Origin of the sequence: Bartonella sp. CL70QHWL, assembly GCF_042194855.1 — a bacterium.
Lineage (GTDB): Bacteria > Pseudomonadota > Alphaproteobacteria > Rhizobiales > Rhizobiaceae > Bartonella.
The window spans coordinates 21,965-31,086 of sequence record NZ_JBHINJ010000018.1 but is presented as its reverse complement, the minus strand read 5'-3'; the positions used below and the strand labels follow the sequence as shown (position 1 = coordinate 31,086).

At 37.6% G+C, this 9,122-nt stretch carries 7 protein-coding genes; all 7 read right to left on the bottom strand.

All coding sequences use genetic code 11. The features are described from left to right. A partial coding sequence (locus tag ACFIJZ_RS07985) for an autotransporter outer membrane beta-barrel domain-containing protein (RefSeq protein WP_375631531.1) occupies positions 1-2,773 on the bottom strand: 2,773 nt, incomplete at its 3' end. A gap of 158 nt (positions 2,774-2,931) precedes the next feature. Further along, positions 2,932-3,303, bottom strand: coding sequence for a hypothetical protein (locus ACFIJZ_RS07980; RefSeq protein WP_342753379.1), 372 nt, complete (start codon positions 3,301-3,303; stop codon positions 2,932-2,934). A 15-nt stretch (positions 3,304-3,318) separates the two neighbouring features. Further along, positions 3,319-3,504 carry a hypothetical protein gene (locus ACFIJZ_RS07975; protein ID WP_375631529.1) on the bottom strand — a complete coding sequence of 62 codons (186 nt, stop codon included), beginning with the start codon at positions 3,502-3,504 and terminating at the stop codon, positions 3,319-3,321. After that, positions 3,494-3,796, bottom strand: coding sequence for a hypothetical protein (locus ACFIJZ_RS07970; RefSeq protein ID WP_375631527.1), 303 nt, complete (start codon positions 3,794-3,796; stop codon positions 3,494-3,496). Before ACFIJZ_RS07970 ends, ACFIJZ_RS07975 begins: the two co-directional genes overlap by 11 nt. 42 nt (positions 3,797-3,838) lie before the next feature. Beyond that, a complete protein-coding gene (locus ACFIJZ_RS07965) occupies positions 3,839-3,991 on the bottom strand; it encodes a hypothetical protein (protein WP_342753382.1) in 153 nt (50 codons plus the stop codon). Continuing rightward, on the bottom strand, positions 3,976-4,665 hold the full coding sequence (locus tag ACFIJZ_RS07960) for a hypothetical protein (RefSeq protein ID WP_375631525.1): 690 nt from the start codon (positions 4,663-4,665) through the stop codon (positions 3,976-3,978). Before ACFIJZ_RS07960 ends, ACFIJZ_RS07965 begins: the two co-directional genes overlap by 16 nt. 1,110 nt (positions 4,666-5,775) lie before the next feature. After that, positions 5,776-8,955, bottom strand: a complete 3,180-nt coding sequence (locus ACFIJZ_RS07955) for an autotransporter outer membrane beta-barrel domain-containing protein (RefSeq protein ID WP_375631523.1) — start codon at positions 8,953-8,955, stop codon at positions 5,776-5,778. Positions 8,956-9,122: the final 167 nt, after the last annotated feature.

Sequence of the window (9,122 nt, the reverse complement as noted above, 5' to 3'; positions counted from 1 at the left end):
GAATAGAGGGCTCAGATGGACGAACCTCATCAGTAGAATCTTCAACTGGAACAAACGGTGCAGGCATAGGTTGCACAAAAGAATGGTCCTCTGGAACAATTGGTACAGAAGGACGTGCAGGTTCAACAGGGGCAGAAGGAGGAGAAACAGAATCTGGAGATGAAGTGTCCTCCGGAACAGAGGGCTCAGATGGACGAACCTCATCAGTAGAATCTTCAACTGGAACAAACGGTGCAGGCATAGGTTGCACAAAAGAATGGTCCTCTGGAATAGAGGGCTCAGATGGCAGAACCTCATCAGTAGAAGGAGCCTCTGGAACAGTTGGTACAAAAGGAACTCTAGGTTCAACAGGCACAGAAGGAGTGGGAACAAAATCTGGAGATGAAGGAGATACCGGAATAGAGGGCTCAGATGGCAGAACCTCATCAGTAGAAGGAGACTCTGGAACAGTTGGTACAAAAGGAACTCTAGGTTCAACAGGCGCAGAAGGAGTGGGAACAGAATCCGTAGATGAAATGTCCTCTAAAACAGAGGGCTTAGATGGCAAAACCTCATCAGTAGAAGTTTCAACTGGAACAAGCGATGCAGGCATAGGTTGCACGGAAGAAGCGTCCTCTGGAACAGAGGGGACAGAGGGAAGTGCAGGCGAAACAGGGGCAGAAGGAGTGAGAGTAGAATCCGTAGGAATAAATGTTTCAGACGGCTCAGATGTTTCAGGCAAAGAAGGTGTAGATGGTATAAGTGAAGGCTCAACAGAAGGAGGTTGTTCAGGCGCAATAGTTTCTGATGGCCGTTCAGAAGGTATAGTTTCTGCTTCAGATTTAGGTGGTAAAACTGTGGACGTAGGCTTAATAGACGGAACTGAAATAGATTCAGAAGGATCTAATTCAGGATTAATGTAAACACTTTCGAGACGAAAATCCCAAAAATCTCCTTCCCCTTCAACCAATCTATTTTCGGGACTTGCTTCTCCAGAAGAAGAACCAGGACCATAAGCACGAAGTTTATATTGATAAGGAAATCCATTTATCGCAACATAATCATTCAAAAGCTTAAAAGTATCTTCCTTTGCTTTTCCAAAAACCTGAATAATCGAAACACTTTGATGACTTCCGTCAATCACGTTTGTATCTGAAGCTTTTTGAAATTTTTCCATTCCAATGAGCGTGGTTCCCAAAACATCACCATAGATTAAAACGCGATCAGTTTTTTGAGGATCAAATGAACCATCATTATTCATAAATGTGCTCATCTTAATCCGAGAATTACCTTCCGCACTGTATACTTTATTGTATACGTCATCCACACCCGCTGTTTTACCAATATCATCTAATGCATAAACATCTTCTTTATTGTATATTTTCTTTCCAATATGCAATGTTTGATAATCTTGAGAGACATATTTCTCAAAAACAAGCGTACTATCAAGGAGACTCAAAGTAGAAAGCGATGAAACCGTAACATCCTTTTCTTCTAAACCTTGATATTTACTTTTAGTAAGATACCATGTTGAACCATTTTTTAACTGTAAATCTACGCGAGACCTATCTTCAATGCGCACTCCCCCTATAAGGGTTGAAGAATATGCTTGAACAAGAAGAGAAGAATCTTTTTCAGTTTTTATTAATAAGTCACCAGAGATTTTTGTATCGTCCAACAGTTCAAGGGTAGCTTTAGCCCCAAAACCATCAGTCCCAGTGCTATAAATGGCGATACCTTCTGGAACTGTAAAGTTTGTCTTTGATAACTGAACAAATGCCTTTCCTATAATGATATTTCTGCCTTGTAACAACATTTCATTAGTTGAATCAGCTATTCTAAACCCTTCCTCTGGTTCTAATCCATAAAAATACAGACCATGTACTCCTTTACCCTGCACAGAAACATTGGATTTGTTAATCTTAATATTTGTCTTCTTAAATTCATCCGATGAACTAAATGCTTTCCACAACAACTTTTCTTTATCATTCACATCAACCGAAGAATTTTTCACCAAAAAACCATGCATATCACTCAGTTCAATAGAACTATTACTCAACTGAACATTACTTCCTTGAGAGACATCGAAAGCTTCTGGTATTTTATCAAAACCTTCCTCATCGACGATAGTAGTTTTTTGTTTTCCTTTACCCTTAATGATAGTACTATCGAAATTATACCCTCCCCCATAAAATGATGAAAATCTACCTTTCCCATTAAATGTAACAGTACTGCCTGACATCCTAATCTTTGCACCAAGTCTACTCACAAACCCGATATCTTGCAGGTTGTCTGGCTCAATCTCAATCTTTACACGCACTAAAGCAATATCCGCTTCTTCACCCAATGCATACATAGCGTGAGAAGTTTCCGTAATTGACCCATCTGTCATGCTAATGACCGCATTTTCAGCATGAAGAGCACGTACATTCTTAAAATTTGAATTTTTTAGATTAAGACGCGCACCATATTTTGCATATGCACCATATGTCAATATTTGACCTGAATCATCGCCATAAACATTTATCTGAGATGCATCAACAACTGTACCTGCTTTTTCTACATATATAGCCTTAATAGGAGCAGAATCAGGAGCATGTTCTTGAGAACTTTTTAAATTATAAGTTTTATTTTCAAGTGTATGTTTTTTACCATCACTGCACGTATAAAAGCTCCCTGTTTCATCACAGGGAGCTGCAAAAGCATGAAAGCCAGCATTAATATTTACAACCCAAAAAAAAGAAAAAGCAACTGTTGTAAAAGTCAACCTATAATTTTTAAATATATTAACCATAACTCTTTTGCAAATCCTTCTCCCCCGCTTTATTTAAAAGTGAATGAGATCTGAAATAATGTTAAGTTAAACATATGAATAGTTTTAAGTATAACAAATAAATACTTGCTTTGCAATTCATAAAATACTCTATATTTATGTAAATGTTATTCTATATTTCAGAATATACATAAAAGCGTAGTGTAAACCGCATGAAAAATCATCTCTGAAAAACCAGTTTTACTAAGACGATGCTGATAGGTTAAATCTCCGTGCAATAAAAAATTTGAAGATAACTGAGCATTACCCCCCATTCCAGCTTCTAGAGAAGAACCAAAACCCCCTAATTGGAATTCATCTCCAAACTGTACACGTTGTTTTCCTCCAAAACTCATGGCAAGATGAAACTTGCCATTGAAAGAAACAACCAGAGCCTCTTCAGAAGCAGCAAGCGTCTTTCTTAAAGACCCGCCAACACGCATCACCCACAAATCAAGTTTTTCTATTTCAATATCAAAACCATCAATATCAAACGCCTGATCAAACCGCACATTTTGATAAACAACCTAAACCTGCGGTATCAAAATAACCCCTTTATGTCCTGTCATAAATGACTTACCCGCAATCAATAAAGCACTCAAAGGTGTTCCCTTCAATGTTGTTGTCTTGCCTCTTGCTTGCGTGAGAACATTCCCTTTAAATAAACCATAGGAAAAAAGACCCTCGATATAAAAGCCTGTATCATACTGCATGCTGCCATATGTGTAATAGACCATTTATCAAATGTACTTTTTTGTTTTCTTCAACATCTTGAGGTTGTAGAGAATTTTTTCCATCATTCCCCATTATTCCAAAGCTTAAAGTGTGATGTGTATCCTCAATCGCATTGAGCAAGACACTTGCCTCTATAGCGTTATAATTCAAATTTCCACCATAACCATATTGAAACTCAGATAGGTCAGAAACATAACGATAACTTCCACCGTAACCTCGCGCAAAAAGAGCAGGATTTTTTACCTTTTTCTCCCAAAGTCCCAGCAGCAATACGCAATGTTTCCAGCTGTTTATTGTGATTGTTCATATCCATCAAACCAACCTGAAACAAGCATGAGGCATCGATAGATATGCTGAAACTTGCGGAACAACAGCTTTAATGCCCTCTTCAGGATAAAGAACAGAAGCATCATGATCAGCTAAAACATTATTATGATGAGTATAAGTACTTAAAGAATGAGACACATCATTTTCCAACCGCATATGATGCAGATGAGAAAGTTTCTGAACATATTCAGCTTCAAGTCGGAAATCCCAAAAATCTCCATTATACTCAATATTTTTCTCTTTAACGGATCCATCCCCACCTTTACCTGTCTATGAGAAAAATTGGGACCATAAGCACGAACACTATATCGATAAGGCGCTCCTCTTAGAGCAACATAATCTGTTGTTAATTTAAAGGAATCATCCGCAGCCTTTCCATAAACCTGAACAATTGAAACACTGAGGCTGTCTTTTTTATCGTCTTTTTGCTTACCTTTGCTCTGGTTCTTTATTTTTTTTGAAGCCACTGTAACATCGACAATATGCACCTTACTTTTTCCATAAACATCACCATAGATAAGAAGTTTATCAGCTTTTATTCCCTTGCTTTTACCATTTGCAGTAAGATATGCATTAACATATAAGCGTGCGTCCTCTCCTACAACGTAAGCATGATTTAAACCATAATCATCATCCAATCTCCTAACACGAAGTGTCTGATAAAAATCATTTCTTGGTTTCTGAAAGAAAATAAAACTATCAATAAGCCTTACAAAGAAAATAGATGAACCTACACAATATGGAACTTTTTTATGATTATTTTCAAGCGCATTTTTATTTGCTCTTACAGTCCATAGAGATTGATTGAACAACTCAACACTATCATAAAAACCTTTCTCAACATGTGCCCTTCCTGCAAGAAAAGACGCATAGGCATCAAGAACGATAAATGAATTATTTTTGACATCTAACCGATCAGCAAAAAATACGCGAACCCCTCTAATATCGTAATATAAGGATACCTCCTAGCATCGTTACTATAAATAGCCGTACCATTGGGAACATAAAGAGCAGTTTTTTTAAATCGAACTTCGCCTAAACTTATAAGAAGCACTCCCTCTTGATATTCATGTTGAGAAGTACTTCCTCTAAAATGCAAACTATGAACCCTTTGTCCCTGAAGAATGATCTCTGAGTTTTCAAAAGAAACCAAAGACATAGAACTATCTCGAAACTCAAATCACCTTTCCTTAAAAACCGGTTTTGCACTTTCAATCGCTATGTCATGAACATCAGAAACCTGAATCTTACCTTCATCAAAGAAAAAAACCGCTCTGCTTCACACCAAACACAGATTGAGATAACTTGGCATTTCTACCACTTTTCTTTTCGCTATTTCCTATAATAGAACTCTTTTTAAAAGAAGTTTTATCGTCTTTTGACACAACCACTGCTGATGTAATCTTCTCAGATCTATTTAATTCTAAAATTCCACCAATTCCTGAAACGCCTTTTCCCCTTTACTTTTTTCTGGCTTAATAACTATGTTATGAGATTGTATTGTAAAAATAACACCTGTAGTCCTTCCTATCCAATCCACTCATATATAACTTATTACGACTTCCAAAAGTACAAGCAGCACCAACTGTATCACACGAATACGATTTAAAAGAGAATTACATGAGGGTTTATAACCTTCTGCACTCACATCTATATTGTGCGCGAAGAAAAAATAGAGGTCGTAAGAAAACACACACATGGCGTTTTAATACTTTAATCATAATTTAGTCTAAACTTTCTTTATTTTATCTTCATAAAAAATCGAAAAGACACCTCTGGTTCATCTACTTATTATTCTTATTATGTGCCGTCATAATAAGTTGTTTTGTATTATACATAAAGTCAAAAATCAGAAAATAACACTATAAAACCATGCTTTGTACTTATATTTTCCACAAAGGATATATTAAAGGAAAATACAATTAAAAGTGATAGCTTAATCCACCAGAAAAATGCGTTCCAGAAAATCCGGCATTCGTAAATTTATGCTGATAAATCAGGTCGCTATGAAAAATAATTTTTGGAGATAATTGCGAAAAAACACCCAATCCAGCTTCTAAAGAAGACCCAAAGGAACCAAGCTGGAAGGCATCTTTAAAATATACAAATTGTTTATCATCAAAACTACGAATGAAATGAAGTTTACCATAGAATGAAAGAACATGTGCATCTTTAGTAAATGTAAGTGTCTTCGTTAAATACCCACCAATACGCATCCCCCAATGATCTGGGCTTCGCATATCAATATTAAAATTATCAATATCACGAGTCTTATGAAACTGGAGATTTTGATAAACAAACTGAACTTGTGGTTCAAAAATAAAATATCGGCTGCCGATCATAAACGTTTTACCAGCAGTTAAGGAAACACTCAGCGGCTTACCTCTCAATGTAGCTGTTTTACCTCGCTCAAGTGTGAGAACATTTCCATTAAACAAACCATAAGAAAAGAGACCATCCATATAAAGACCCGTATCATGCTGCATGCTTCCATATGCCGTGACTGTCCATTTATCAAATATACTTTCTTGACTTTGTTTAACCTTTCGAGGCTGCAAAGAAAGCTTGCCATAATTCCCCATAATCCCAAAAGATGTCGTACTGTATGCACTTTCGATTTTCTTGAGTAAAATATTTGCCTCTAGTGCATTATAATCAAGCTCACCGCCATAATCACCATATTTAAGTACAGATAAATTTGAAGTATAACGATGATGTCCACCGTAACCGCGTAAAAACAAAGCGGGATTTCCATCATTTTTCAATAACCGACCAGAAACAGTTCGCAGCGATTGCAACTGCTTGTTTTGATTACTGATATCCATCAATCCAGCATAAAATAAGGTATTTGGCACAAGAATATAAGTCAGAACCTGGGGAACAACGACTCTCACATTTGGCTCAAAATGAGAAGAAGGCTCAAAAACAGATGCCGGAACAGAAAAACTAGACGCAGGTGGTGTAACAACAGAAGGAGCGGGTGAAACATGCGGCGGAACAAATGAACCAGATGCAACTGGAATAACAACAGAAGGAGTGGGTGAAACATGCGGCGGAACAGGTGAACCAGATGCAGGTGGTGCAACTGGATTAGATTCAGCAATAGCGGGAATAACAGGTGCAAGAGAGGAAGGAGGATGGGGGATCTCAAGCACCAAAACATCAGATACATTAGGTGTGGTCGTAAGATGGAAATCCCGATCAGGAGAATCTACTGGAGAAGAAAGACTTGGCTCCTGAGATTTTTGCTGAGAGTTAGAATCAATAGAACCATCCTCTCCTCCAGTAATATTAGGATGAATTTTAGGAAAAGAAGGAATATCATCAGAAGAAGGAGGGACAACCAAATCAAGAACGGGAAAAACTTTAGTGGGATCAAGAGAGGAAGAATCAACAAATTGACTTTCAAGGCGGAAATCCCAAAATGTTCCAGAGTTTTTAAGCACTCTTTGATTTGAATCTGCTGCCCCTAAAGTAGAGCCTGGACCATAACTCTTAAGATGATACTGATAGGGGGAGGCTTCAAGTGTGACATACCCCCCCTTTAACTGAAAAGAATCTTCAGCAGCTTGTCCATAAACCTGAATAATGGAAATCCCCTGATTATTACCACCATCTCCCGTCAATGCCCCTGAGCTTCCAGGAACACTATACACATGGACTGTCGTCTTTCCTTCAAGATCACCATTGATTAAAAGCCTATCCGTTTTTTGCTCTTGCAGAGCTCCCCCTTTATCCAAATATGCATTAAGATAAAGAAGCGCATCGCCTTGTGCACGGTAAACAGTCCCCGATCCTTTTCCGATAAGAAGTGTCTGATAACCATCAGTCGTTTTGGATTTTAGTTCTTTAAAAATAAGAGAACTACCCATAAGATTGACCGATGAAATGAAGGAATAGTCCCCTAAATTAGAACCAGACGCATCAGAATTTTGCAATTTGTCATATTTTGGTCGCGATAAAATCCATTTTGAACCATTTTTTAACTCTATCTTAGCCGTAGAACTTCCATCAACATGTGCGCCTCCTACAAGGGTAGAAGCATCAGCCTCAATCTTTACATTGGAATGCTCAACAGCTTTCAGGAGTGAATCTCCAGAAACTGTTGAATGTTGTGAGAGTTTAACAGAACTTTCGAATTGGCGGCTATAAATAGCCGTACTTTCTGGAGCCATAACGGTTGTCTTTGTCAAATAGACAGTCCCTTTTCCAGGCATAATTGTTTTTTTATCATTTAAGACAGCTTCCCAAAAAAAGCGCATGCCATTAAATGCATTCCCTCTCACAAAAACATTGGAATATTTGATATGAGCAGTATTATTATCATTCCCCTCCAAGGCAATACCATGCGCTCTAATGACATTAACGTTTCCCTTCTGGAAATTAAGAGAGCCTTTCCCCTGAAGCATACTAAAAGCAGAAGCTTCACGATGATTATCTGTATTTGTCCCCCGTTTCCCCCTCCCAGTAATAGAAACACCATCTAAATTAATTTCTCCTTCTCCTCCTGTTTGAACACCAATACCATCAGCAAAGTTAATTTTCCCTCCTTTCATATAAATTTTTGCACCATTATAACTCAAAAGACCTATCGCATTAGAAGATGTCTTAATCTCTGTCTTGGTCAAAGCAACAAAAGACCCTTTACCCGCAACACTGATCCCCATTCTGGTTGCTTTAATCACCCCATCCTGCATCTCAAAAGCCCCCTCCTCATTAACATCGCCCCCTATCGACACGTTATTTAACATGGAATCAAATAGAACAACGCCTCCCCCATTTGAGGACTTTACAGCTGTTGTCCAAGCGTTTGTTTCTGAATGTCCATGTGCATTCGAAACACCGTTAATGATTATAGCCTCTCCCTCAATGACTGTATCTTTCCCTGATGCCTCTATGGCAGTATCAGAACTTTCACCCGTAAGTTGATAAGTTTTCTTGGAAATTTCATGCGTTTTACCATCATTACAGCGATAAAATGAAGCACTTTCGTTACATGAATATTGCTTCTTCTCAGAAGAAGTCTCACCTGCATCAGTATTGTATACAAAGAAAAAAATAACCGTTGTAAAATGACATAAAGAGAGATGATTTTTAAACATAATTTTCTACAAACTTTCTTCCCCTTCCCTAAAAACAAAAAAAACGCGTTCTGTTTAATAACTTTGGTTACGCGTAATAATTTAAAATACGTTTTGTATTTTATATATCGACCACATATTTTATGTAAAGCCAGAATCTCAAAATATCACAATTTAAAATTGTATTA